General features: G+C 32.1%; 16 protein-coding genes. All 16 read right to left on the bottom strand.

All coding sequences use genetic code 11. The features are described from left to right. Positions 1-54: 54 nt before the first annotated feature. Positions 55-3,132: a chondroitinase family polysaccharide lyase gene (locus tag Q4Q47_RS14835; protein ID WP_303307415.1), complete on the bottom strand. Its 3,078-nt coding sequence runs from the start codon at positions 3,130-3,132 to the stop codon at positions 55-57. Positions 3,133-3,208: 76 nt separating this feature from the next. Then, positions 3,209-3,928, bottom strand: coding sequence for a hypothetical protein (locus Q4Q47_RS14830; RefSeq protein ID WP_303307414.1), 720 nt, complete (start codon positions 3,926-3,928; stop codon positions 3,209-3,211). Between the two features lie 82 nt (positions 3,929-4,010). After that, positions 4,011-5,522 (bottom strand): sulfatase family protein, encoded by a 1,512-nt coding sequence (locus tag Q4Q47_RS14825; protein WP_303307413.1) that lies wholly within the window; start codon positions 5,520-5,522, stop codon positions 4,011-4,013. Positions 5,523-5,536: 14 nt separating this feature from the next. Next, positions 5,537-6,763, bottom strand: a complete 1,227-nt coding sequence (locus Q4Q47_RS14820) for a glycoside hydrolase family 88 protein (RefSeq protein WP_303307412.1) — start codon at positions 6,761-6,763, stop codon at positions 5,537-5,539. Positions 6,764-7,011: 248 nt separating this feature from the next. Beyond that, positions 7,012-8,259, bottom strand: coding sequence for a T9SS type A sorting domain-containing protein (locus tag Q4Q47_RS14815; RefSeq protein ID WP_303307411.1), 1,248 nt, complete (start codon positions 8,257-8,259; stop codon positions 7,012-7,014). Between the two features lie 218 nt (positions 8,260-8,477). Beyond that, positions 8,478-11,621 carry a polysaccharide lyase family 8 super-sandwich domain-containing protein gene (locus Q4Q47_RS14810; protein ID WP_303307410.1) on the bottom strand — a complete coding sequence of 1,048 codons (3,144 nt, stop codon included), beginning with the start codon at positions 11,619-11,621 and terminating at the stop codon, positions 8,478-8,480. Between the two features lie 102 nt (positions 11,622-11,723). Next, the gene (locus Q4Q47_RS14805; RefSeq protein WP_303307409.1) at positions 11,724-12,662 is read right to left on the bottom strand and encodes a DUF5017 domain-containing protein; all 939 of its coding nucleotides are present in this window, start codon (positions 12,660-12,662) and stop codon (positions 11,724-11,726) included. 36 nt (positions 12,663-12,698) lie between these two features. Further along, positions 12,699-14,354: a RagB/SusD family nutrient uptake outer membrane protein gene (locus Q4Q47_RS14800; RefSeq protein ID WP_303307408.1), complete on the bottom strand. Its 1,656-nt coding sequence runs from the start codon at positions 14,352-14,354 to the stop codon at positions 12,699-12,701. A 12-nt stretch (positions 14,355-14,366) separates the two neighbouring features. Then, positions 14,367-17,546, bottom strand: a complete 3,180-nt coding sequence (locus Q4Q47_RS14795) for a SusC/RagA family TonB-linked outer membrane protein (RefSeq protein ID WP_303307407.1) — start codon at positions 17,544-17,546, stop codon at positions 14,367-14,369. Positions 17,547-17,731: 185 nt separating this feature from the next. Then, complete coding sequence (locus Q4Q47_RS14790; RefSeq protein ID WP_303307406.1) at positions 17,732-21,853, bottom strand: hybrid sensor histidine kinase/response regulator transcription factor; 4,122 nt, start codon at positions 21,851-21,853, stop codon at positions 17,732-17,734. A gap of 18 nt (positions 21,854-21,871) precedes the next feature. Further along, a complete protein-coding gene (locus tag Q4Q47_RS14785) occupies positions 21,872-22,111 on the bottom strand; it encodes a LacI family DNA-binding transcriptional regulator (protein ID WP_303307405.1) in 240 nt (79 codons plus the stop codon). Between the two features lie 28 nt (positions 22,112-22,139). Then, positions 22,140-23,345, bottom strand: coding sequence for a DUF2264 domain-containing protein (locus tag Q4Q47_RS14780; protein ID WP_303307404.1), 1,206 nt, complete (start codon positions 23,343-23,345; stop codon positions 22,140-22,142). A gap of 9 nt (positions 23,346-23,354) precedes the next feature. Then, positions 23,355-24,539, bottom strand: a complete 1,185-nt coding sequence (locus Q4Q47_RS14775; protein ID WP_303307403.1) for a glycoside hydrolase family 88 protein — start codon at positions 24,537-24,539, stop codon at positions 23,355-23,357. A 198-nt stretch (positions 24,540-24,737) separates the two neighbouring features. Further along, complete coding sequence (locus Q4Q47_RS14770; RefSeq protein WP_303307402.1) at positions 24,738-25,964, bottom strand: right-handed parallel beta-helix repeat-containing protein; 1,227 nt, start codon at positions 25,962-25,964, stop codon at positions 24,738-24,740. 147 nt (positions 25,965-26,111) lie between these two features. Next, entirely contained in the window at positions 26,112-26,411 is a 300-nt protein-coding gene (locus Q4Q47_RS14765; protein WP_303308482.1) for an alkaline phosphatase family protein, read from the bottom strand. Continuing rightward, positions 26,362-26,493: a hypothetical protein gene (locus Q4Q47_RS23855; RefSeq protein WP_303307401.1), complete on the bottom strand. Its 132-nt coding sequence runs from the start codon at positions 26,491-26,493 to the stop codon at positions 26,362-26,364. The genes Q4Q47_RS14765 and Q4Q47_RS23855 overlap by 50 nt, the downstream gene beginning before the upstream one ends. Positions 26,494-26,690: the final 197 nt, after the last annotated feature.

The raw sequence follows: 26,690 nt of genomic DNA, 5'->3' as shown, positions 1-26,690 counted from the left end.
CCAATATTCGCAACAATATGATTTTTTAAAATCTATCTTTTTTCTATGCATCCGTTACAGCTTTATCAATTTTAATTCTACTGGAAACCCATCTTTACACTCTAAAGTAATGCGTGTTATGCCATTAGATGAATTATCAACAGAAAGTACTTGAGGTGTTATAGAAGTTGTCCATTCTCCATTTAAAGTTATGAAAAATTGTATATGTCTACTGTAGTTTCTATATCTTCCCTTTTTGTATTCAGGGAAATTTAGATCTGGTTGTACAACACTTAATGTTATATTATTAATACCATCCTCTCTTAACATTACCAAAGCTGGTTTAGAAACTTCTTTTAAAAGTCCTTTTTCTAAACTATTTTTAGCTTCAAAAACAACATAACCCGTTGTATTTGTTTTTAAATCTTTTACAATATGAGCGATACTGTCTGCTCTTAAAATAGTATAAGACTTAGCATTATTTACCTTTTTATCAAAATTATTTATTTCTGCTTCATTATTAAAAGGATAGATAACATATTGATAATTAGCCTTTTTAGGGGCTAAACCATGATTAATCCATGCCGAAGCGTAATTACCTTCGGTTTCTTTTGCTCCTTTACCTTTCGGATTCATTTTACCTGTATTTACAGAATATTTATTGTGATACGAGTGTTGCTTTTCCTTTTTAAAATTAATAGTATGATTTGATAAAATGTGATACGCATTACCATAAGGATCAATAATCCAGTTTTTTGCTTCAGTATTTTTAGGCAATTCACCTTCAAAAGGAAGCTTTGTTATTTTTTTTGATGATGTGTAAATGGGATCTTTATTATCTTGTAAAAATGTTTGAAATAAGTTGGTTTGCGTAGGATTTTTTTCGTCGATACTAGAAATATCTGTACCAATACAAATAAGTTTATCACCAAAAGAAAACACCGATTTTTTTGCTTTTAGCCTACCTGGAAAACCTACTTTGCTTTTAGCTCCATCAGCATTAGATCCTTTTCCTTCATTTAAAATCATACCAAAAACACCATTATTTTCTAATTCAACAGCCCCAGCAAAAGTTTCATCAGACCTAAACATCAATAGTGGCTTTTTAGTCTCTAATTCTTCTAATGGTAAATAAATAATGGTTGCCCCAGGATATCTATTCCAATCCCAACCTTCTTGCTTAAAACCGCTCCCCTTTTCTCCTTGATTATTTAATAGCTGAATGGTGCCATTGGCTGGATAACGCCCATATCTATTAGAAGCTACATAAATCTCTGATGCCCAAACATACTTGCTATAACCTTTAATAATTGCGGCCCAACCTTTATCTCTATGAATTGCTGTTGCAGCATATGGCAAAGTATGGTACCCTTTTAAAACTTCGCTTTTAATACCATGCATACCTGTAAATAAAGTGGTATTTATAATATCATCTTTACCCCAAAGTCTTAAATAAGCTGCGGCAACATCTCTATCGATTTTTTCTCTTCCACTCGGGTTTCCAGAATTTGCCATTAAGAGATATTGCTTTTTTAATGTTGATATATTGTTACCATCTAAAGGATGTCGTCCAGCATTACCAAAGCCAAAATCATATAATTGACTATATGCCCTCGTTGTTAAAAAGGCTTTTTTGAAATTTTCATGTCCTTGACGACGAATACGAAATCGAGTACCAGATAAGGTTCTAATTATTTTAGGAACCGATTTGAAAGCTCCCATACCATAAGCAGGATAATGTCCATTATGATGCCAAGAAGTACCATCAATTTTAAATCCCCATTCTTCTTTTTGTTGTGCCAAAATAATAGATATATATTTAGAGTAAGCTCCCAACAAAACAGCTTGCTTTTCTTGGCTTTCAACCAAAAAGATGAGTATTAAGTGATAATACGATTGTGTGTTTAAATAATCTATATTAACATGAAAGTTTTTTTCATCATCTAAAATCATTCCGAGATTAAATAACCAATGTAAACTGGCTCCAACATCATTTAAAAGACCTTCTTCCTTTAATAAACCTCTCATTATGTAGCAGGCCTCTGTAATTTCTCTTACATTATAACCTATGTGGTGACGCGTCCCTCCTGAACTTCCAGCTTGCCAACCTTGATCTAAGAAATACTTTATTCCAATTAAAAACATATTCTCAAGCGTTTCTTTATCGGAACCATCTACTCTATCGTGATAAATAGCCAATTTTTTTAATGCTTTACCTAAATCTTGAATTTTATTAAACTTATTATTTCCTTGTTGCTTCTTATCAAAATACTCTTGTTCTCTTTTAAAAGTAAGGGGGGGACCCGTTACTGTTTTACCATTATCTTTAAGGTTTAGGTTTTGAAAGCCCTCTTTTAGTGAATTAACATAAGCTTTGTATTTTTTTGGAATTACAAATTCATTATCAATTAGTTTTTCAAACTTTTCTAGATCTGCTATTACCGATGTTGAAATCGGTATTCCTTCTATATTTTGAATACGTTTATAATTCTCAATTAAAGGCATCCAATGGTCATCTCCTAAATTTAAATCTGACTTGACAAACGGTACAATTTCATCTGGATATTGATGTCTATCATCTTGATATTGAGAAAAAATAATATCATCAAAAAATAAAGTACCACTTTTAGAAGTCGTAGAGATTTTAAAATAATCGTAATTAACAACTGCTTCTTTTTTTGGTGCGTTTCCTTGCATTTCGTAAAAAGGCACCCAAATTGTTCGCCAACCTTTAAAATTTAATGGTATATCAAACCATACTTCTTTCTGCCCTCCTTTTTCATAAGCAATTGTAATTTTTTCATTTTGGGGCGTTTCATTGTATATTGACATTTGTAATGTAGGGCTTGCAGGGAAAAAATCACCGTAAGCTAGTGGGCTTTCTTCTTGGGTTAAAAATTTAAAATTTGAAGTACCAAAAGAAGCTTCGCCTGTCCATTCCCATTGTAAGGATTTTTTTCCGAATCTATAATGATCTTCGCTTAGCATTAATGTTCCGTTTGACTCGTCATATTTAGACAACACAAACTCTGACTCAAAAGATTCTACTGCTGGTTTTTCACTATTTTGGGTATAGCCAAAGGCTACTATTAAAAGTAAAAAACTAATACATAGATTATTTTTTTTATGTACTTTAGATAAATTTACAGTCATAATTCATTCTGTTTTGAAACTATTTGACATACTATTAAAAACAAATACCTTTCCTATTATTTTGTAATACTAAAATCTAATTGTTATTCACACTTTTTTTAGATCTTGTTATTATTTTAGAACCACTAATCCCCCAATTTTTGAACCATACACTTTTCGTATTGTTGTCTTTATCGTCTTTAAGGTTTTCAAAATTACTCACGAGAACCAAATCGCCAATTAACTGATCCGAAGTCACTTCTTTTTTAGATATTTTTGAGAGTAATATCCTTGTTTCAATATCATAAATTGAAACATATAAAGTATAAGTGTTTCCTATTGGTATCACTGTTAAAACTAAATCTACACCTTTTGATAGTTTCTCGATTACTTTTTCATTTTTGTGATTCGGACTTGGCGCTCCAATAAACAACGCTCCGTTTGTACAAACACCTATATTTAAGCTTTTAGCAAAAATGACATTATCTCTATGATCGTTAAACTGTTCTTTTAAGCCTATACTAAAACCAGCCCAGTTTTTATTTAGAGTTGAAATTTTATCGTTAAAAAAGCCCAAACGAACTCGCATTTCTAAATCGCCTTTTTGTTCTGAAAGTTGCCTTGTTAGCAAACGTATGTTTCGGTTTTCTTTACTAACCAAACACTCCATTCTATTATTAGAAATTTGCCATTCTTGTATAGAGTTTGCTTCATATTTCGAACCGATAACCGCATGTTTTTTGATGTTTGCGAAATCACTTTTAAAATTAGTATCTGCTTCACCTTTGCAACTAATAACGAGTAATAAGCACCCCATTAGAAGCAGTAATTTAACAGTCGTAAATTTTGTTTTTAATATGTAAGAAAGATTGAAAATGCATGATTTCATAGTCAATGTTCTATTCTAAATTTTGATATTTTTCTAACCAAGGATCTTTCTTTTCTCTTAAGTTTTTAAGTAATTCTGCATGTAATCTTTTTTCTGTATTATCAGCTTTTCCTATTAGGTTTGTTTTTTGATATGGATCTTTTTTATTATCATACAAAAACTTACGTTCTACATTTTTCTTATCAATAGTTATAACATAAGTATGCCTATGGGTTCTTATACCTCTGTGACCAGATTCTGGTTTACCTTCTAAAATAAAATAGTATAATGCCGATGTTGGTTTGTCGCCTTTATCTACTAAAATTATTGATGACAAATCTTTACCATCTATATTGGTTGGTATACCTTCTGTAGCTTCTACCATATTTAAAAGTGTTGGCATAATATCGGTAGCACTAACTATCAAATCACTTTTTTGATTGCCCTTTATTTTCTTTGGCCATTTGATTATAAAAGGTACATTTATGGCTTCTTCAAACCATACATTTTTAGACATTAAACCATGACTTCCCATCATTTCTCCATGATCTGAAGTAATTACGACTATAGTATTTTCTTCTAAACCTTCATCCTTTAACGCTTTTAAAACACGACCTATTTGCTCATCTACACCAGTAATCATTGCAAAATGATTTTTTACATGTTCTTTGGCTAAATATGTTCTTTTTCTTGTCGCTCCAGAATGAAACGTCAAATCTTTGGCATCAGTATTTAAATCTACATTTTGCCTTACTAGTAACTCATCTAATGATTTATCTTTATAATGCTTTAAATATTTTTCTGGTACATATTGGTAAGGCGGATGTGGTGGGTTTACAGACCAAAATAATGCAAACGGCTTATCTTTACTTCTAGTTTTTGTTGAAGGATGTTTAATATAGTCTATAATTACATCAGCTTCGTGTTTTGGAGACCATTCGTTTACATAAGTAATTTCTTCTTCATTGGCATCATTTATCCAATAATGAGGATTGTTATGTTGATCGAAAGTACCATAAGCATACCAAAAATTAAATCCGTGACGTAATTCTTTTGGTTGATATGCATCCCAAAGTACAGTATCTTTTCCTTTAATTGGTGGTGGAGACATTAAGTGTAATTTACCAACATAACCAGCATCATACCCATTGTTTACTAAAACATCAGAAATACTTATATCGTCTTTTTGCCAAGAATTATTGTATTTATAACGTTTGGAATTACTATTACTTAATATCGAATTATTGTATGGCAATTTCCCCGTCATTAACATCCCGCGATAAGGGCTACATAATGGATAATTACTTATAGCGTTAGAAATTACCATGCCTTCTTTTGCTAATTTATCTAAATTAGGAGTATAAACAGGGTCTTGATTATTTATACCAACAGCTGCATTTCTGAATTGATCTGGGAAAATAAATAATATATTAGGTTGTGTTTGTTCGTTTTTATTTACGGTTTCTTTTTGTATGAAATTTACACAATAAATTAATACTATTAAACTAAGGGTAATTAATATGTATTTAAAAATAATTTTCATAAAGAGTTAAGAAGTTAATGTTTCCCTTTCATTTTTTTTAATCTGGAAAGTGCTTCAATATAGTAGTAATCTGCATAAATTAAAGCCACATCAATTTCGTGTCCTAAAGATTTAGCTCCAGTAGAATGTAACAAGAAAGAATCTGCTTTACCCACTGCAGAATAATTTTCTGAACCTAAAGATTTTAGAGTTTTTAAAGCAGCGTTGTAGTAACGCTCTTGATCTTCTTTACTTTCAACAAAAGTGCTTAAATCTAATAATGCAGAAGCAACTACTGCGGCTGCAGAGGCGTCTTTTTCTTCTTTTGGATTGTCTTGAACATCAAAATCCCAACAAGGTACCATATCTTCAGGAAGCAACGACAAATATTTATCTGTTATTTTTTGTGCAAACTCTAAAAACTTTTTGTCTTTGGTTTCTTTGTACACCATCGTATATCCATAAACACCCCATGCTTGTCCGCGAGACCATCTACTATCGTCTGCATAACCTTGTTTTGTGTGTCTGTTTATTACACTACCGTTATTAGAATCATACTCTAAAACATGCCATGAGGTATAATCCTCTCTAAAATGATTTTTCATAGTAGTTTCCGCATGTTTAACAGCTATATCATAAAACTTTGAATCTCCTCCATTTTTAGCAGCCCAAAACAGTAATTCCAAATTTAACATATTGTCGATAATTGTAATATGTTCCTTCCAACGCGGGTGCATTTTGTTTGACCAAGATTTAATAGTTCCTACATTTGGATTAAATCGACTTGCAAGTGAATTTGCTGATGTTAAAAGAATATCTTTATATACTCCTTTATTACCTATTTCGTATCCTTTCCCATAAGCAGGAAACATCATAAAGCCTATATCGTGATGCTCTGTAATGGTTTTAAAATCTTCAAAAACTTCGGTCCGCTTAATAGCCTCTTCCTTCCATTTTTCTTTTCCAGTTACATCATATGCATACCATAAAACTCCTGGGTAAAAACCAGAAGTCCAAACCAATTTATCGTTTGGCACTTGTTTCCATTCGGTTGAGCCCGTATCTATTAAACGTGGATGTTTTGTAAGATCGATTAGTTTAGGTATAGCAATTTCTAATTGATTTTCGCAATCATCAATCTGTTTTTTTAAATCTACTTCAATCTTATTTTCTGAAATAGTACTAGTATTATCTATTTTATTAGAGTCTTTACAACTTGCAAAACTTACAAGACAGATTAATAAAAGAATTTTAAAGCGCATAGTTTTATTAATTTTAAAATTATATTACAATTAAAGTGCTTATAATTATTTATTGAGTAATAATTAAATATACCACAAAACAAAGATTGCCTTTATAACAAAAAAAGGTGTGGGTATAGTTGTTCATTATAGTGGTCATACCTGTTCATTTAAGCTATATTTAAGCAATTATAGCCAATAAATAAAAACCTCAACCGCAATATTACTTAGCAGTTGAGGTTTTTTTAATATTAATTGTTTCTATTATACTACTCTACAAGAACTTTTTTTGTTAAAACGCCACCTTCTTGAGATTCTAGTTTTAAAATATATAACCCCTTAGAGAAATTTGAAACATCAATAGAGCTTGTATTAATGGCTGTATATACCTCTTTACCAATTATATTATAAAGTGAAGCATTCTTAATTGTAATACCATTATCTATTTTTTTTATGTTCAAAATATGACTAACTGGGTTAGGATATGTTGCAATACCTTGCTTTAATATATTATCTTCAATACCCAAAACTGTGGTAGACAATACTGCTCCATTTATTTTAGCAATATCTATACTAAAGTTACGTGCCGTATTACCATCATCATCTCTTATAAATCTAAGAACCAAAACATCTCCATTGTCGGTTGCTAAGGCATCATATGTAATACTAGTGGTTTCTATAGCACCTCCAACAAGAACAACCGAACTGCTTGTAGCCAACACAACATCATCTGTAGCATTATAGAGTGATAATTGTAGGCGTGAAAAAGATGCATCTGAATTATAAATTGTTGCCTCTGCTGTATATCTGTTTCCATTAACTATGGCTTCATCAAAAGTAAATGCTACCCCTTGGCCTACAACGGCAGATAAACCATCTACATATATTGCTCCATCATTTAAACCATCACCATTATCATCATCATTGGTAGTATTTGTTATTGCAGTATCACCAATAGCAGACCATACTCCAGATGATGAAACAGCGGGAAGGGCTTCAGTTATAAAAGTTCCTCCTAAGCTTGCATTATCTATTTTAAAATCTCGTGCTGTATTACCATCATCGTTTCTAACATATCTTAATTCTAATTGGTCACCAACATCTGATGCAATTGCAGTATAATTAAATACCACATTTTCAAGTTGATTTGAACCATTCAAAACGGTGCCTGCATCAACATAAACTGCCAATTCAACATCATCAGTAATATTATGTAGAGATACTCTTACTCTAGAGAAGGAGCCACTAAAGTTATAAATATAACTATCTATTGCATAGTTTGTTCCGCTCTCCATAGTTCCGTTAAATTTGAAGCGAGCTCCTTGACCAACAACAGATGATTGACCATTAATAAACAATGCTCCGTCACCAGCACCATCGCCGTTATCTCCATCATCTGTGACGGTAGAAATAGTCACGTCTCCAATTGGATACCACAGACCTGTAGGTATAATTTGAGCAGAGATGACCATTGTATTCAAAACAATAATTGATAATAATAAAGTAATTTTTCTCATAATAAGTTAGATTTTAGTATTTGTTGTCTGAAATTTTCAGACTTAAAAATATTTAAAGAATAAGGGTTTATAGAGGGAGCAACTGATCAAAAGAGGTGTGTAATATGCTCAAAACATCATTATGACAGGCCATTTAATCGACTGCTTGCTATAATGATGTTTTGAGCATATTTTTGGATTGGATTTACATTATTATTTTGACCACCGTAGAATTTCAATTATTTTACTATAACTTTTTTAACGATTTTATTATTTTCTTTAGTTGTTATCCTTAAAAAATAAAGTCCTTTTGCAAAATCGTTTACACGAATAGGTTTCTTGCTTTTATTATTATAAATAATTTTTCCAGAGATATCAATTAACTGCACATTTTTAGTTTGAACTGATGCATCTGATATACCTATATTCAAGACACTATTCGTTGGATTTGGATAAATTTTAACTGGTGATTTTACAAACTCTTGACTACTCAAAGTAGCTGAATTCAATAAAACTTCTTTAGCCAATCCATCTACTAACATAAATTCTATGACGGTTTCGGTCGCGTTGGCAGACACTATTTGCACACCTGGATATAAGGTACTCAAATCCCATTCGCCCTGAAGCACAAGTCGCTTAATACTTTGAATGGATGGCGTATAGGCTCTACTGTTAAACCCAATATCTGGATCGGTAATGGATAATAATAAGGTTTTATTGCCTTCGTTATATTCTGTCATAACAAGGCAAGATGCATCTACATCCGTAACATAATCATAACTTAAATTAGTTGCGCTATTAAAAAAAGCGTAACTCCAAATATTTTTTGAAATATGCTCCACAATGTGTGCATTATTATCCTGTTGATGTACTGTATAGGGTTTGTTTGTGTTCTGTATACCTGTGTCTAACGCCTGCATTTCTGCTATATTACTATTAGGTTTTAATATGTATTCGTAATTCTTGTTGGATGGGCTTGAGCCATGATTAATATAACCAACATAATAGGTATCTGTGGGATTACTGCTGAAATCGACTGGCCATATTTGGTTTTGATTTGGGGTTTGCTGTAATTCTTTTTTAACTACAAGATCATCATTACCAGAAACCAAATAGAAACCTGTGCCATAATTGCTCAACAACCAGTTATTTATTATACCACTGTAAGTCACTGCTCCTGTTGACGATTGGTTTGTTCCATTTACATTTACACTGTTTCCAGAATTGTCCAATCGTTGAAACAAAGTTGTAATGGTTTCATTTGAAGTATCATCATTCGTGATTCCTGAGCCTAAACAAACTATAATATCATCAAAATAAAAATTGGATTTTTTAAAAGTGAATGTATTATTGTGATTTTCAGAAGCATGTGTTACACCAAATCCTTGACCTTCTTTTTGTTGAAAGTTCATGGCAAACATACCATAGTCACCATGATTGCTAGACAATACCTCGCTATTTTTGTTCTTTAAATTTAAGGCTCCTACAAACCTTTCTTGCTGCACTTCATCCAAACGCCCACGCTCAGCATGCAAATTGGCCCATGGTAATCTAATTACAGTTGTTCCTGGGTTGTAGTTCCAGTCCCATGTATTAACATCATAACCATTTCCTGCATCCTTATTCCCCGAATAAATAACTTCTTGAGCACCATAACTTTGGTAACGTCCATATCTGTTTTGAGATGTATAGATCTCACTGCCCCACATATTGTTGGAGAAGCCTTTATTGAATATAACCCAATTATCTTTTCTAAAAGCACCTGCAGACGCGTGGTTAAATTGAAAAAAACCTTCTTCAAACGGAGCAATAGTGCTATAATTAAATTCAGCGTCTACGCCATAAATCCTGTTGTATATGCCTGCAAAAACAGGGTCGGCTGTTGATAATCCAAGAATATCTCCTCCAGCAATTGCTATTTTTTTAAGTGCGGATTGAGAAAATGGTCTAGTTCTAGTTTGAGGATTCCGACCTGAGGTCGATAATGCTTGGACTCCTGCATCATTTGCCTGTATAAACTGTGTGTAAAACGCATTACGAAACACCTCATAATTAGCCTGGTCAACTTGAAAACCTGTTCCACTTAAATATGACAATAAACTAGCCGCTGTACTATAAGCATACATATAGTTATTATACGCTGTCCAATGGTGAAAACCAGTTCCATCTACTTTTATACCATCTGTTGTGCCAACTGTGTAAGAGAAAAAACGATCTAAATAGCGTTTAAATCCACGCATGTACCTGTAGCGTTCATCTGCCGTATCGTGCCATAAACTATAGGCTAACATAACATCTGAAATATTATAAATTAAATCGGTATTGATAGCGCCATATATTTCTTGATAAGATGCATCATAGGTGGGTTCCCAAAAATGTTCAAATTCAACTGAATGTTTATATAACGTATAGGCAAAAAGGTCTTTTACAATAGGGTCTAAAAAGTTTTCAAGCAAGGAAGTGGGTCTTGCAAAATCTTCATAGGCATACATTTGGGAATCTAAAGCTAAATCACCTGAACAAAATTGTTTAGAAATCCACCAAACCGTATTGTTTGCCTTGGTTTGAATATTGGTGTCTCCAGGATTGAATTTTAAGTGTTTCGCAAATGTTTTTAAAAAAGATGCCGTACTAAAAGAGGATATTGGATTACCGGTAATAGTTCCACCTGAAACATTTATGTTTAAGGCGGCGTAATTACTTTCGGCAGATGACAACTGTCCTGCGGATGGTGGACTTGTGCCTAAATAACTGTCCGAAAACTTGATAACTGCACTATTGATTTCAGATTCTATAGTCGCGTTTGAAGGTATTAATGGCAAATCAGGAGTTACTGTAAATGGGCAAGGACCTACTAAAAATATATTATCAATAGCAAAGTTTCTTGAGGTATTGCCATCATCTGTTCTAATATAACGTGCTTGCAATACATCTCCAACATCACTAGCTACTGCGGTATAGTTTAATACTGTATTTTTTGGTGTCGTATTATTTCCTAAATGAGTGATTATTGATAACGTTTTTAACAATGTATTGTCAGTATTGTTATATAATTGAATTCTAAAATTTACATACGAACTATTTCGATTATAAGTATAGGTACTAATAGTTATTGATTCACCTAACTGCATACTGCCCCCAAATGTGTATGCAGCACCTTGACCTGTAGCTACTGATTGACCATCAACAGATGTAGCGCCATCGCCAATACCATCTCCATTATTGGCATCATCAAATACGCTACTTAAATTAACATCTCCTATGGGGGTCCATATCCCAGAAGAACTATTTACTTGAGAAAATGCCATATTGACGACTAATAAAAGTAGTATAGTATATGTTTTAGTATGCATCATTAAATAAGTACAAAAATTTGATATCATGATAAAAAGTTAAATATGTGCGACATAAAATAAAATTTCCCAATATCAATACGTATTTACTACTATACTGAATTGGGAAAGGTGCTACTAATGACGAGGTAATTAATCTGTTACAGTAATAGTATACTCTTGGATTTTTTCTTGTTGCCCATGTATAGTTTCGTTATTAGCAATAAATGTTATTGTATAAGTTCCTGCTTTTGTATAAGTATATTCAAAAGTTTCGAGTTTTTCAGAATATGTTTTTAAAGGCGTGCCTTTATCAGGTGCAACTTTTGTTAAATTAATAGCATTAGTAATTAACCAATCTTCATTCACTATCCATTCTCCACCTACTTTAACTTGTCCTCTCATTCTCCAAAGCTTTTTACCAGAATCCCAATACCATTTATTTGCATTCCAACCACTTACTATTCCTTGTACATCAACTCCTTTGAACCCTGGAACATCTTCTGAAGCTACAGTAAGTGGTGCTGGTGCATCTGCTACATCCATTTGAATATTTAAATTGTCCAAATACCATTCTGAAGGTCTTGTAGTTGTATCATCGCAAAAATATTTAAACCCAAAATAAATAGGTTTTCCATCAGCTAAATCAGTAATATCTACAATTCCTGATTCCTGCAATGTAAAATCGTACAACGTTGAAATATTAAATCTATCAGTTATTTCTGTCCAAGTGGCAATGTTAACACTAGCTGCTGAACCAGAACCATCATAGTCTTTTGAATACCATACTGAAAGATTACCAGTAGCATTAGCTCCTAATCCCCACTTTTGAGAATTTAAAAAGGACATGGTTACTGTACCTTCAGCATTAGTTCTATCTCTAAATTTGTATTGATGTTCAAAATCTCCTGCAAAGAAATACAAGAAATTTGGTGCATTCTTTATTTTAAATTCTACTGGCTCCCCCACTTTTGCATTTGTATTAAAAGCAATTTCAAAACTTGGAGCATCAACTTCTTCTAGATCTTCACAACTCTGAAACCCTAAGGTTACGAGAAGCAACATTGTTAATGAATAAACTATTTTTTTCATTCTTAATTTTTTTAAATTATTATATTTTATTGTCAATTACCACCCTGCGGTTTGCTTTAAATTAGTATTTACACCCAATTCTTGTTCCGGAATAGGTAGTATATAATGTTTGTTTGAATCAAAATCATTATAGCCATCAAAAAAGTCAAATGAAGCATTCATCACATTTCTCCTTGGAATATTATTAACAGGTACATTGCCATAAACTGGAATATCGTTTGAATCTAAGTCAAACGTGCCCATAGTAACCCAATCTTCATTATAAAAATTAGTATCATCTCTTAAGGTTTCCATCGCAGTTTTAGTTTCATTTACTTTTTGCTCTAATAATCCCCACCTTACCAAGTCATATTTACGCTGTCCTTCAAAGCATAATTCTAATAGACGCTCTTCTTGAATGGCTCCATCTGAAATCTCAGTTATTGGTGTAGCTTTTGCTCTATTTCTCACACTATTAATGGCATTTAATGCATCCGTAGAACCAGGAGTTATTTTATTTATGGCTTCGGCATATATTAAATACATTTCGGATAAGCGTAAAATAGGCCAATGGTGTGAACCATAACTTGTATTCGTAGTATTAGGTTCTAAATACCTGCGGTATTTTGACCCTGGAATCATAAACTGGCTATTGATAATTCCTAATTGACAATTATCATTTCTTCTATTAAAATATGGTAGTGTGTTCCATAAGCCTCTTTCATCACTAGGATCTTCTCTGTATTTTAAAACCAAGGAAACGGTCGCATACGTTAAGCCAAAACCTTTACCTTTAAAATCATCACCTCCACCGCATGATTCATCGTCAAATTTTATTCCAAAAGCAGAACCTAGTTTAGAGGATTGATTTGAATCTAAATCAGCAAATGAAAACCCTATTTGAAATAAGGTTTCCTTTGTTTCATAGTTTCCTCTGGCCAATTCATTAAATATATCTGCATAACTTGGATTTAATTCATGATACGAATCATCAATAACTTTCTTACTCCATTCTCTTGCTTTCTCATAAGCTCCAGACTCGTTAAAAGGCTCACTTGCCATATATAAGTATGCTCTAGCTAACAAACCTCTTGCAGCACTTTTACTTGCTCTTCCTCCAACAGCTTCAGCTGCAGTAGGCAAATACACTTCTGCAAACTCTAAATCAGCAACAATTTGCTTGAATACATCAATTCCAGACGTTCTTGGTAATAATTGTTTGTTGGTTTCTTCTAAAGGCATTGGAATCCCTTCAATACCACCAAACGCTTTTTGTAAATCAAAATACAGAAATGCTCTTAAAAAACGCCCTTCAGCTATAAACTCTTGTTTCACATTAGCTTCTAGAGATGAATTTTCTAGACCAACTATTAGCGTGTTTGTCGCAGATATACCTTCATAATACGTGCCCCATATACTTCTTAATACTGGCTCTGAAGCAGTAAAATTATTTTTACGTATATCTCGCGCTCCTTTTCTATTGTAGAAACCTTCATCTGTCCAGTTTGTTGGATATTGTGCATTAATTATAGATTCTCTGTATACAGAAACCACACGACTATATGCTCCTGCCAAACCTGCTAAGGCACCTGCTGGCGTGTTGTATAAAGTTTCAGAGGTTATGTTATCTTCTTGTGCTATTTCTAATTGTTCATCACAGCCTTGTATTATAAAAGCGGTTAGAATTGTTATTAAAATGAATTTTATTTTCATAATCTATTTTTTTTAAAATGAAACATTTAAACCTAAACTGAATGTTCTATGCTTTGGGTAAGCTGAATAATCAATACCTGGAGTAATTAATGAATTTGCTACCGACACTTCTGGGTCAAAACCAGAATAGTCAGTCCAAGTAATTAGGTTTTGCCCCGACAGGTACAGTTCTAAACTGTTTAACTTTAATTTTTCCAAAACATCTTTAGAAAAGTTATAAGAAAAATTAACGGTTTTTAATCGTAAATATGAGCCATCTTCTACAATTCGAGATGATACGTCTTGAAAACCTTGTCCTCCAGCTCTATGTAAATCTGTATTTTGATTTTCTGGAGTCCATCTATTAAGCGTAGTAGCTAATTGGTTTTGACCTCCATTAATCATGCCTTCAAGTACCAGTCGGTTTGCATTTAATACATCATTCCCATAAGACCATTGTAAAAAAGTGCTCAGTTGGAAATTTTTATAAGTAAAAGTATTTCCAAAACCTCCAAAGTGTTTAGGCAATGCGTTACCTATGATGGTCTTGTCTGCTCCTGTTATTTCTCCATCACCATTCAAATCTTTATATTTTTCATCTCCAGGTTGGTGGCTTCTGTAACTTGGTTGCCCAGGAAGTAAAGTATGCGTAGATGCATCTGGATCATAATTTTCAAAATCGGTTGGTTGATATACGCCATCAGAGATATACCCAAACATATTTCCTAATGCTTGACCTTCTTCAACAAGAAATTGATTAGTACTTAGCAATCTGTAATAATTTGGTTTTCCAAAAATGGGTTTCCCATCTGGTAAAGACACAATGGTATTTTGATTGAAAGAGATATTAAAATCTGAAGTCCATTTAAAATTTTTGTTAGAAATATTTACTGTATTCAAACTAATTTCCAAACCTTTATTTCTCACTTGCCCTGTGTTTGTCCAAACAGACTGGAATCCTTGAGATAAAGCAGTATCAGCATTTATAAGAAGGTCATTAGTATCTTTCTGATAAACTTCTACTAATAAAGATAACCTATCGTTAAAAAAGCCCATATCTAAACCAACATTATATTGCTCAGTAGTCTCCCAAAATAAGTTTGGATTGGCACCAAAACTTGTAGGTCTCTGTCCTTGAACAGTTTGCCCACCAAAAAAGTATGAAGCATCGCTATCAGTTAAAAATTCAAACCTTGCTGTACTAGGAATTCTATCGTTACCCGTTTTACCATAACCTGCTTTAAATTTTAATTGAGAAAATACATTTAGGTTTTCAATAAAAGACTCTTTGTGAGCGTTCCATGATATAGCTGCTGATGGAAAGTACCCAATCCTATTCTTTTTAGGAAAATTTGAAGACCCATCACGTCTTAATGATGCTGTAAATAAATACTTCCCTTTATAGCCATAATTAAATCTCCCTAGTACAGAAAATATTCTTGATTCTGCAGTACCGCTAACATCATCAGAACTATCTAAAGTTCCTCCATCTAAAGAATTGATACCCAGGTTTTCAAGATATTGAGGAATATCTATAGATCTGAAACGTGTTCTTGAAGTTTTTCTAATATTCAAAGTAACCCCTAGCAATCCGTCAAAAGAATGATCATTAATTTTCTTTTTAAAATTTAAAGTATTTACCGAAGCAAAGTTTCTCCATTTTTGCTCATCTAAAGAGCCATTTATACCATCTATTTTACTTAATAATCGACCATAAACGGTATGACTATTATTAAAAATACCTGTATTTCTAAACTGACGGTTAAAACTTGCTCTAGTTTCGAATCTGAACGCTGGAGAAATTTTATATTTTAACCTTAGGTTTCCTATAAACTGATCGTTCTCTCGTTTTCTATACTCATTATTTAAAGATACTATAGGATGCCAAACCACAATGTTAAAGGCATCAAAATCTTCGCTTACTTGATCTAATGGGTCAAAACCCTCTGGGTAATCTATAAATTTATTTGCAACATTACTATAAGTTACTAAGCTCCTCAAAAAGGAATATGATGAGTTCCCCTTGGTATTAAGCCCCTCTTGTGTATAGTTAGTATAAAGTACATCAACAGTAGCATCTAGTTTATCGCTAACTTTGTGGTTAACGGTTATTCTTCCGTTTAGCCTATTATATTCTGATTTTAATAAAGACCCTTGATCTTCAACCGCATTTATTGAAGCATTTAGTCTTGTTTTTTCACCACCACTTGATATGTTAAGTTTATGAGTTTTTGAATAGGCTGTTCTAAAAGCTTCATCTTGCCAATCTCTACCTGTTGCTCCTCTATAATCCTCAAGATCACCAACTTGAACACTTTGCCCTAAATCTTCATCAAAAATAGAAAACCACCGTGCTGTAGTACTATTTTCATTAATTTCCGATGAAAGCTTTATATATTCATAAGGCTCCAATACATCTAATGTTTTTGAAACGTTTTTTATATCTAATCGGGTTTCATAACTAATCTTAGTTTTTCCAGCCTTAGCCCTTTTAGTCGTAATAATAATAACACCATTGGCACCACGAACACCATATATAGCTGTTGCTGAGGCGTCTTTTAAAACGGTCATGCTTTCAATATCCGAAGGATCTACAAGACCAGGATTAAAGTTTTCAATAATAAACCCATCCATGACATACAAAGGAGAGTTATCACCATTCACCGTGTTACCTCCTCTAATAACAATATCCATACCAGCTCCAGGTTCACCACCACCAGCACTTACTTGTACTCCAGCCACTCTACCAGCTAAGGCTTGATCGAAATTAGCTACTGGTGCTTCTGTTAGTTTATCCATTTTTACTGTAGCAACAGATCCTGTTACGTCTTTCTTCTGAACAGAACCATAACCTATTACAACAACATCGTCTAATTGCTGTAAATCTGGATTTAATTTAATATCAATATTCTCTTGATCGGTTATTGTTACCACTACTGTTTTATATCCTACATAGCTAAAAGTTAAAGAGGACTTTTGATTTATCTGTATAGAATATTTTCCATCAAAATCTGTAGTTATACCATTTAGTGTTCCTGTTTCTATAACATTTGCACCAGGAAGTGGTATACCAATTTCATCAGTAATTGTACCTGTAATGGTTTTTACTTGTGCATAAGTAGAAAAGCTACATAATGCTACGCATAAAATCATAAGAAACATGATTTTATTACTTTTCGGTTTAGTTAAAAACAGCTTAAAGTGATTCTTCATTAATTTGTTATTTAGATTTGATTATACTATTCAGTTATAAGATGTAAATTTAAAATCTAATTATATTAAATTAGGGGGAGAAAAAGCTCTTTTAGAAGCGGCTAGCTGTTCATATTTATATTAATCAAGCTATACCCTATATAGCAGAAGAGATTTATATGTAAATGCAGAATATTTTTGATTATTTAGTTTGAGTTTTCTTCTCTGTACTCTGAAGGCAGTACTTTAAAAACTTTTTTAAACGATTTTCTGAAATGTTTTAAGTCGTTAAAACCTAAGTCGAAAGCAATTTCAGAAATATTCATATCTGATTTGCTTATTAATTGAGCAGCTCTTTTTAGTTTAATTGTTTTTATAAACTCTGAAATAGATTGATCTGTTAATGCTTTTAATTTTCTGTATAACACGGAACGGCTTGTTCCCATTTCATCAATAAAATTCACTATTGAAAATTCTGGATTAGATAAGTTTTGTTCTACAATATCTATTGCCTTTTTTAAGAACATCTCATCTGATGAGGTTACAGTGAGTTCTTTGGGTTGCAAAATAATATCCTTCTTAAATTTATCTATTAAGTTTTTTCTAGATTTCAATAAATTAATCACTCTTACTTCTAAAATATTAGCATCAAATGGTTTTGTAATATAGGCATCAGCACCAATTTGATAACCTGATTTTTGAGCTTCTTGAGAGGTTTTTGCAGTAAGTAAAATTACAGGAATATGGCTTGTTTTTATGTTGGTTTTAATTTCATTACACATTTTCATACCATCCATGATTGGCATCATTACATCGCTAATTATTAAATCTATATCTTGGGTTTTAGCAATTTCGATGGCATTTTCACCATTTTCAGCATCAAAAACATTGTATTTATTTAAGAAAATTGATTTAATAAATGTTCTTACTTCTGCATTGTCTTCAACAATTAAAATAGAAGCTAAAGATTTATCTGTTCGTTTATCTTCTGTTCGTTTTTGTTCTTTTTGTGCAATAACTCCTTTATCAACATAAGCAACCTTTTCAAGATTAAACATATTATTCTCTTCTTCAGGCACTATATTTTCAACCATTTGTTCACTACTCAAATGTGTATTTCCTAAAGGTAATTTTACTGTAAAAGACGTGCCTTTGTCTTCGTTACTCTTAACTTTAATAGTACCTTTATGCAACTCAATAAGGTTTTTTGTTAATGATAAACCAATACCAGTCCCAGAGCGTTCTCCTAATTGATAAAATCTATCAAAAATAAATTTTTTATTTGCTTTAGAAATGCCTCTACCATTATCTGTAACTTTTAACTTAACACAATTATTAGCTTTCCCTTTTTTAAGTTTTTCAGCAACTGAAATTTCTAATATTATTTTGCCACCTACTGGAGTAAATTTAAAGGCATTTGACAGTAGATTAAATATGATTTTTTTAAGTTTTGTTTGATCGAACCAAACTAAAATATTATCACTAGTAGATGTTAATGAAAAATCAATGCTTTTAGCTCTTGCCAATTCATCAAATGCCAATTTAATCTCTTTTAAAAATGGCACAATATTGCTTTGAGATGCTGATAAAAGCAGCTTCCCAGATTCACTTTTTCTAAAATCTAGCAATTGGTTTATCAATTCCATTAAATTACTTGCATTTCTGTACATAACCTCATGCTGACTCCTAACAAAGCTATCCTTGTTTTCTGTTTTTAACAAACGTTCTAACGGTCCTAAAATTAAGGTTAATGGTGTTCTAAAATCATGTGAAATATTTGTAAACAATTCTAATTTTAATTTATTTACTTCCTCTATTCTTTCTTTTTCAAGGCGCTCCTCTTTTAATTCGTTTCTTTCCTTTATTCTTATTAAACTATATTTTATAATAAGTAAAGTTACACCTGCAAACACTAAGCTGTATAATAAATATGCCCACCATGTTAACCAAGGTGCAGGTAGGACAGTTATAGGTATTGATGCTCCTTTTTCGTTCCATAACGCATCATTGTTAGAGGCTTTAACTCTAAAAATATAGTCGCCTTCGTCTAAATTGGTATAGGTTGCAGATTTTTTATTTCCAATGTAATTCCAATCAGTATCAAAACCTTCTAACTTATAAGCATATTGATTTTTATTTGGTTGAGAATAACTTAACGCCACAAAATCGAAATTAAAATCATTTTGCTTATGCTTTAGCGTTATACGGTCTGTTGAATCGGTTATGTTTAAATAGGGTTTATTATTAACTTTAAATGCTGTAATAGTAACTGGCGGGACAAAAGAATTCTCGACAATATCATTAGGATTAAAAATGTTAAAACCATTGGCGCCACCGAATAGTAATTCGCCTTTTTTATTTTTTAAATAAGCTCCATAATTAAATTCGTTACTCTGTAAACCATCAGACTCATTAAAGTTTTTAATTTTAAAGGATTGCAAATTAATCCTGCTTAATCCATAATTTGTACTTAACCAAATATGGTTGTCATTATCTGGAACGATACCATAAATAACGTCATTGGGCAAACCCTTTTTTGTGTCAAATTTAATAGTCTCAAAGGTGGTTTTATTATAATAATACACCCCTTCACCTTCGGTACCTATCCAAAGATTTCTATTACCATCTTCATAAACAGAAAGAATAGCAACAGATACTTGCAAATCATTTTTCTTTAAATAATCAACTTTAGAAAGTTGTTTGGTTTCAATGTTAATTTTCGCCAATCCGTTGCTGCCACCTATTAAAAGCTCATTTTTATTAGAGGTTTTAGCTATCTTATATATTAAATTTCCAGCAAAAAATAAGGGATCTTCTATTCTAGTAATCGTATTTGTTTTATTGTTTAAAACATTTAATCCGCCTCCAGAAGTTCCTATCCATATATTATTTTCATAATCTTCAAATAAAGAAATGATTCTGTTATTACTTAAACTATTGTCATTGTCAGAATCATTTTTAAATTTTTTAAATTTAAAAGGGCGCTTTTTGGGGTTTAAAAAATTGAGTCCTTCATCATGTGTGCCAATCCAGAAATTACCAGCATGATCTTGGATCATTGCTTTTACATTATTTGCACTTAAGCTATTTGAATTATTAGGATTATTTGTATAATATTTAAAAATACCTGCTTTTTTATTATAAACATTAATGCCTCCGCCTTCAGTACCTATCCACAAATTGTCATTTTTATCTTCAATAATTGAACTTACTACCTTATAATTAAGTTTTGTATTATTTGTACCTGAATGAAAATGCTTAAATATATCGTAGCTTCTATCATAATAACTAATTCCTCCTGCATAAGTACCTATCCAAATATCACCTTTAATATCCTGGTAAATTTTATAAATAGAGTTTTGGGTTAAGCTATTTGGGTTATTTTCGTCATGTGTAAAATGCGATATTGAATTTTTATTTTGATTTAAAACATAAAGTCCATTGTATGTTCCAATCCAAAGATTTCCTAAATAATCTTCACATATACTACGAACATGATCTTTAATCGCTTTATTTTTTTTAGATTTCAAACTAAAAAACTCAAACGAATCTATTTCCTTATTTAAAAGCGCCAGTCCGTTTTTAAAACCTAACCAAATGTTGTTTTTCTTATCTTGGTAAAGTGCTGAAACATTACTTTTATTAAGTTCTGTTACAGAATTATCCGGGTAAGGATAATACTTGGCTACCTGTGTTTTTAAATTGTATGCTCCAATATGTTCTGTAGTTTTTATCCATAATTCATTGTTGTGAGTAATTAATAGAGATCTCGTTGGCGTGGTAAACAATTTTTTATCAGATTCATCATAAACAGCTTTAACAAAGACACCCTCTTTAGTATCAATTTTTTTTATTCCTAAGCTAGTGCCTAACCACAAATACGCTTCTTTATCTTCAACAATGCTCCAAACCTCAAAATTATCTAAGCCTTTTTTTTCTGTTTTAATTACATAGCGTTCAAATGAATTTGTTTCTGGATTAAACTTGTTAAGACCATCAATAGTACCGACCCATAAATTCCCTTTTATATCCTCATACAATGCCTTAATAAAATTATGACTTAAACTTGTGCTGTCTTGAGAATTGTGCCTAAAAACCTTAAACTCATTTCCATCGTATTTATTTAAACCATCACGTGTTCCAAACCACAAAAACCCTTTTTTATCTTGTAAAATACAAAGCACAGAACTTTGAGACAATCCTTCTTTTAAAGAAAAGTTCTTAAATTTTAAGGCTTTATAGTTAATTCCCTGCTCTTGATCTTGGCTAAAAACAAAACCAATAAATAAACAAAAAAGCATTAAAGCTATATATTTTTTTAATTTCATTTTTTTGATGATTGGCGTTCAATTAAAAAAGAAATGACGTGATATTCCAGGAACAACACCTATAGTATTTGTAACTCTTTTACGTAGGTTTGATGCTAACAAATTACGTTGATATCCCATTTCAGACGTTGTATTTAAAATCAGAGTCTTTGTTTTTTTTGAAACGCGCACACTATCATTTAAGGCTCTTGACGTTGCGGAACTATCAACTCTTATGTGTTTAGAAATATCGTGAATTGTTATTTTATTTTTCTTCATCTATAACAAAGTCAATTGAAAACTTTCACTAGTTTGAATATTTATCTCGCTTAACTGAAGGGTTTCCTCCCCATATTTTAACACTAGTCCAATCCTCAGGAGCTGCAGTCCAAAACGAATGATGCTCCGGAAGTCCCAAAGATAAAAAACCTAATGACGTTAAATATAAACTTCCTGTGGAAATATAAGGTTCTGCCATATCTGGTTGATGACCAAAAACTCCAATTTGCAACCAACCGTTTTTATCATATAGTCCTTTTGCATTTTGCAACTTTTTTAAAACAGCCGTTAAACCCGATCTCACTTGCCCTTCTGATAGTTTAACAGGAAGTTTTTCTAATAAAACTAATTGAGATAAGGCTTGGAATACTCCAAATCTATACACTGTTGATCTTCCTACTATAGGAAATGTTCCTATTGGGGATATTTGTCTTTCCAATATTTCACCATAACGTTGCGCCCTTTTCAAAACTGTTTCGTTTAACGATTTAAGCCTATACTTTGTTCCTTGAAGTACACTTAAAATATCAATCAGCATTGGATGAATAACAAACGAATTGTAATAATCCCAATGATAATATTTACCATCTGCGTATAATCCATCACCAACATACCATTCCATATGTTTTTGTAGTGCGTATTCTATTCTTACGTAATCTGCATCATCTGTAAATTTTATCATAAATGCTTCTACTGATGCCGCAAACAATAACCAATTATTATACGGAATATCTGAAATTGTTCTGGATTTTTTGAATGCCTCAATCACCATCCTTTTGGTATCATCATCCAATGGTTCCCACATTTCATTTGGAGCCCTTATAAAGGCTTGTGCTAAAAAAGCAACATCAACTAAAGGCTGATTTCCATTAGAAAAATTCATATAATCACTAGACTCTGGATCTACGGCATTACGAATTGCTTTATGTGTTAACTCAATATATTTCTTTCTTAATTGGCCTTCATCTGTAGAATCTTTGCCTAACTCCAACCATGGTGCCATACCCGCCATTAATCTACCAAAAGCTTCTAAATGCGCAAAAGAACTCCGGTCTCCATATTCAAAACTAGACTGTTCGGTAGGCATGTTTTCTTTAAGTTTTCCTTCACTTAATGAAACTAAAACAGGATCTGCCATTTTCACCATTTCATTAACCCAAATGGCTCTATCATTCTGAGCAAAATTTAGAAAAGGAATCATAGACAGTAAAACTAAAACAAGTTTCTTTTTCATAATAATAAATTAATTTAAAGTTTTACTTCTATATAATGCTTCCAAATAATAATAATCTGCATAGTTTAAGGGGACATCAATTTCTACTCCATGCGGTATGCTCCCTACAGAGTGCTTAAGTAAAAATCCTTTATTTGTTTCCTTTTCGGCAAAATAATCAGAAGAGCTCAAACTACTCATAATTGTATCAGCAAAATCTAAATACATTTCTCTGTCTTCTTTCACAAAAGTGCTTAGCTCATATAAAGCAGAAGCTGTAATTGCTGCTGCAGAAGCATCCCTAGGTGTGTCCTTTGTTTTTGGTGCATCATAATCCCAATAAGGGATCTTATCTTTAGGAAGTTGAGGATGGTTTTTTATAAAATTAGCTATTTTAATGGCTTGCTCAAGGTATTTTTCATCCTTTGTTTCTCTGTAACATACCATAAAACCATAAAATCCCCATGCTTGTCCTCTTGCCCATGCCGATTCATCTGCATAGCCTTGCGCTGTATTTCGGGCTTCAATCTCCCCTGTTTGTTTATTGTAATCTAATACGTGATACGAACTAAAGTCATCTCTATAATGATTTTTTATTGTATTATTTGCATGTGATATGGCAATATCATAATATTTTGAATCTCCACTAATCTTACTTGCATGAAAAAGTAATTCTAAATTCATCATATTATCTATAATCACAGGACAATCCCATTTTTTATTAGAATCCCAAGACTGGATAATCCCTGCTCCTATATGGAAACGGGAAGATAGCGATTTAGCTGTTTGTACTATTACTTTATTAAAATCTTCAGACGGTGCTACTTTCAAGGCATTTCCATAACTGCATTCTATTATAAATCCCACATCATGATTTCCTTTCCAATATTGAATCGTATCTAATTTTTTTGTGTATTGCAATGCTCTTTTTTCCCATTTAGAATCACCTGTAAGTGCATGTAAATACCACAAAGACCCTGGATAAAACCCACTAGTCCAATCATAATTATGAACCAATCTAATTTTCCTGTTGTCAATCGTTCTTGGAAACCTGTTCTTATTACCTATTTGCGAATTTGTTGTATTATATAAATAATTATATTGGTCGTTTGCTTTTACAACCATAGCCTCTCTTATATCTGAAAAGGAAGAGTTCTCTGTACAGCTACTACAAAGCATCATGAAAAGAAATAGAATTGAATAAAGATTTCTCATAAATTATATTATTTATTTGATTTCCAACAAAGTTAAGAAATAAAAAATCAAAATACAATCGATTGTATTTTGATTTTTTATTTACTTTTACCGAAATTATTATAAGTACTCAATATTAAGCTAGATATGCATCTTCACTCCGAGACGTTAAAAGTTATTATAACAATAGGTTTTGTAGTAAAAGGCAAATAAATCACATTAGTAGTTTCCTGAGTTATTTATTCCTGATGGTAAAGTCATAGCGCCCTTGTCATTATTAAACACACCGCCATTATTTGCATTAAAATTAGAAGCCACTACTGGTGTTCCTATTTTAATTCTTCCATTAGGGAGGCTGTTATTAGCGATTCTTATTGAGTATTCTGAAAAGCTAGAACTTGGTGTGTTTCTCCAATACCCAATACCATGATATATATCATTAGCTGAACTGGATACATTAATGGTATTTCCTTCAATAACTACATTTTTTAAAAATGGGTGAGCAGGCGTATTGCTATATACATATAATAATATACCAGATGTGCTTAGTGTATTATTTGAAATTGTAAGGTTCTGTCCATTTCTAGCTTTTATTGCTCCTCCTGAAGCATTTGTTGGCCACCCAGATATGGTATTATCTGTTATATTTAATCCATCAAAGCTATGCGCATAAATACCATGATCTGTTTCGCTAGTGCTTACCCACGATGCTTTTCTTTCTATAGTATTTCCACTTATTGTAGTTCCGTCACTGTTATCATTAATAGCTGTTACAAAATACCCTGTATTACCACCATTACCAAATGTATTGTTAGTAATGCTAGTATTTGTACTTCCCGAAGTATAAATACCTCGCCCACTTTTTCCGCTTCGCCTTTTAAAAACACAACCTCGAACTTGTATATTTGTACAGTTATTTAACTGAATATAAGCATCACTTGTATAGCTTTTATCAGTACTTGATTTACGTTTACCATAATCGAATATGCAATAACGAAATTTGGTGTTATTAGCATTTACAAACTTTAATCTAACATTACGAAACTGTATACCAAATATATCAATATTGTCATTATTTACTGCTATATACTGCTCGAATATTTCAGAAGGCGAAGTGGTTTGAGCATCAAAAATAGGTGTTGTTGAAGTCTTCTTCTTAATAGAAACACCATCTCTAAAATTTAATCTTCCACTAATAGTATAAGTACCAGCTTCAACTTCAACTATATCTCCACTACTTGCTGATGCTAGTACAGTATTTAATTGTGAAAACGTCATGCCGTTAGTAATAGTGTAAGTAGTTCCTGGTGGTGGTCCTGATGGTGGTATCCGTGGTTCATCATTATTAATTAATTCATTTTGTAATTCTTCAGAATTAGAATCGCATGAAAAAATTGTAAAAAAACTAGATAAAATAATTAGTAAAAACCCTTTGGAATTTTTCATAATACCTGATTGTTAATTAGTTAATAATTTATTACTACAATTTAAATATCATTAATTAAAATAGTAAGCACCTAGCTAATCAAATTAGGGTGTAATATTGACCAAAAACACTAAAACTATAAATCCGTATAAATAACTACGCTTGAATCATTTAAAATGATGATAAAAAAGATTGAAAACTCGTAGTTTTCCTGTCCAGAAAAAATGCCTGTTAGTTGTTGTTCCTACAAGCGCTGAAGAAAAATGCTGATCGAATACGGTAAAGACATCGGCCAAATTGTAATAAAAAAGAATATCTTCACGAGAATAATATTCCATGGTTAAGTGCATATGTTTGTAATTGCCACGGGCTTTTTTGGCTTCAAGCCATTGGTCGTGTTTTCCTTTATTAAGAGCATCAACTTGGTTTCTCCTTGTTTTGTTTCTCTGTAACCATACAGGATTTATTAGGTAATGAAATGGCACGCGGATCCCCCCTAACTCCTTGTAAAGCTCCAAAGCAGTGATCGAAAGCCCCATTTTCCTGCATTAACAATACAACATGTTCGGCTCCTCGAAGGTACTACCATCTTCAGGATCCATTTTGTCAAGACATGTTGAATAGAAGCGGGTAAAACACACAACATCCAGACTTCCTGCCAACATTCCCGCATGTTTAAAAAAATCTCTATAAAATGTTATATCCTCTATGCACTTCTATTTGTAACTAATAAAAAACAAAAGGTG

This window comes from Flavivirga spongiicola, from assembly GCF_030540825.1.
GTDB lineage: Bacteria > Bacteroidota > Bacteroidia > Flavobacteriales > Flavobacteriaceae > Flavivirga > Flavivirga spongiicola.
The sequence above is the reverse complement of the archived record's forward strand: the minus strand, read 5'-3'. Positions and strand labels throughout refer to the sequence as shown.